At 29.6% G+C, this 3,061-nt stretch carries 1 pseudogene; it reads right to left on the bottom strand.

Annotated elements, in window-relative coordinates:
* Positions 1 to 3,046: pseudogene (locus tag CAMP5063_RS08190) on the bottom strand (hypothetical protein); the annotation flags it as partial.
* Positions 3,047 to 3,061: the final 15 nt, after the last annotated feature.

Below are 3,061 nucleotides of genomic sequence, written 5' to 3' on the forward strand. Positions count from 1 at the left end.
CATTTAAATTACTTAGATTTTCTAAATTACTTGCAATTGTTTTATTCTCAAGAGCATTTGAAACTTCAGCTAAAATATTATCTTTAGTCTGTATAGCTTCATTATCTGCAAATTTATCATCACTAGCTTTGTCTAAGCCATTGTCTTGATAAGCTAGTAAAAAATCTAAGCTTTGAAAAATTTCTTTTTGAGCTATTTCTATTGATGGATTATCTTTATTATTTTTATCAAAGAAATAATCCATAATAAACTTAGTTCTAGCTTCGGCACTATTTTTATCTAAATTTTTATAAGCTTCTAAAATAGCTTTCAAATCAGCTATATCAATGGTGTAATATTTATTTTTCAAATCGGATATGATTTCATTGATGATAATATCTTTATAAAGATCATTTTCATCTAAAGTGGCTGTTTCATTGATGATGTCTTCTGTGCTAGGGATATAATCTGTATTTTGTGATGGTTTGGATACTATAACATTACTTGGATAGTTTGGATTAGATGGTTTTTCGACTTCAAAATCTTTTGCAAAAACTAAACATTTCTTACTAGCACCACAATCTATTTCCTTTAAGCCATTTAAAGCTGCTAAAGCTGCTGTTTTAAAATCTATATAACCTTGACTATTATCATCATAAGGACGGAGTCGGATTTCTTTATCCCAATATTTTTGATCCGATGTTGCATTAGTTAAGTCATCTTTATAGTAATAAATATAAGTGTTTTCAGTATTCGGAATAAAATACTCATCTAAATGGCCAAAAAATTTACCACTACTTTCTAAGCCTTCTATAATAGCTCCTTTATCAAAATATATAAAGATATTTTTTCCTCCAGTTCCAAATCCTGCAAAACCTCCAGCATAAGTTCCTTGGATATATTTAATGTTGTTTAATGCTATATTTCCATAATTACCCAGTCCCTTTCCTGTAAAACCTCCAGCATAAGTTCCTTGGATATAATCAATATTATTTAAAGAAATATTACTCATTTTTGCTCTAGTATCAAACCCAACAAAACCGCCTACAGAGTCTTTACCTATGATATTTCCAAAATTATTTAAGGAAATATTATTAAATTCATTTGGATTCGATGAAGAACTGCTAGATATTTCTCCAACAAAACCGCCTACAAAGTCTTTACCTATGATATTTCCAAAATTATTTAAAACAATATTTTCAAATTTCGAACTTCTTGAGATTCTCCCAGCAAACCCACCAGTAGATGCTGAGCCAGTTCCTAAAGATTCAACTTTAATCTTATCGATATTACTTAATTTTATATCCTTTATCGTGGAAAAAGATGCAAGCTCCCCTAAAAAACCGCCTGAAACAGCATAATACCCTCCTTTAGCTTCAATGTTATTAATATTATCAATACTAATCCTATCAAAAACAATAGAATTATCTTCTACTGTATTAACAATTTCTCCAGCAAAACCACCGGAAATAGACATTTCGCCATGACTTGATATATTTAAAATATCTTTTAAATATATATTTGTAAAATAAAAGCTAGCATAAGGATTATTTATAGAGCCTCCAGCAAACCCTCCTGCGTAAGAAGAAGTAGATTTTGATATACTATTTATATTAGTAATATTTTCAAGTGAAATTCTTTTAAACTCTCCACTATCAAATCCTCCTACAAATCCTCCAGAATATGCAAGACCATTAGAAATGCTTGAAATATTTCCTATGTTTTTAACTGTAATATCTGAAAATTCTCCATATTCATTAAAACCAATAAATCCACCAGCATATATACCATTATCATAGGCACCCTCTGAAGATATATTTTTAATATCACTTATATAAATTTTAGAATATTTTACATCTCCATTATTACGCCCAGCAAATCCACCTACGCTAACAAAATCTCCAATACCACTAATATCTCCTATATTACTTAAAGATATATTTGAAAATGAGGATGAATGTCCTGCTCCGACAAAACCTCCAATAGCAACTTCATCGCCATTGATATTTTCAATGCTTCCTATATTACTTAAAGATATATTTGAAAATGAGTAAGAAGAACCTGCTCCGACAAAACCTCCAATAGCAACTTCATCGCCATTGATATTTTTAATGCTTCCTATATTACTTAAAGATATATTTGAAAATGAGGATGATTGTCCTGCTCCGACAAAACCTCCAGTAGAAACTCCATCAATACCAATATTATTAATATTTCCTATATTATTTAAAGATATATTTGAAAATGAGGAATCTCGAGAATATGCAACAAATCCACCAGAATGCACTGCATTGGATAATTTTAAGCCACCACCCATATAATCTACATTGATATTTTTAAAATTAGCACCATCTGCTCTACCAAATAATCCCACATATATTGGCTTATTATCTAATATCGTCGTATCCATATTAATATTCTTAAGCGTAAACCCTTGACCATCGAAAGTATTTGTAAAAGAATTATTGTAGCCAACTATCATATTAGTAAATTCATTAGCATCTTTTTCGCCATCACCATTTAAATCTACCCAATAATTAGCATAGTTTTGTCCATTACTTGCTTTAAAATCTATATCATTAGTCAGTCTATACTCACTAGCTGTGTTTCTAAAATCTTCATTTTCATCCCACCCTTTAGCAAAGTGCCACCAATCTAAGTCAGAGCCTATACTAATATATTGATTATATGTTTTATCCATTACACCTTTGTTAGTAAATACAATATTATTATATTCTCTTGTAGGATTATCATAATAACCCGTAGCACTTAAATAAGCAATTCCTTTATTTTTTGCTTCTGTAGTTAGGTTGTTAGAATTTATAGTAGAAATATCTACATAAACTTCATTACCTTTTAAATCTATATTATCTGCTGTGATTTGATTGAGTTTTATTTTATTATTTTTATCATCCCAACTAGTATCAGCACTTAACATTACTTTATTACCTTGCAAAGTAATGTTTTTAGCATTAATAGTCCCCATGTTTACTACATTACCACCATTTGGTTTAAACACAGGAGAGAAAGTATTATAAGCAAGTTTTCCATCTGCAAACTCTTGCATACTTTTACTATCCAT

The organism is Campylobacter sp. RM5063, from assembly GCF_024723655.1.
GTDB lineage: Bacteria > Campylobacterota > Campylobacteria > Campylobacterales > Campylobacteraceae > Campylobacter_D > Campylobacter_D lari_D.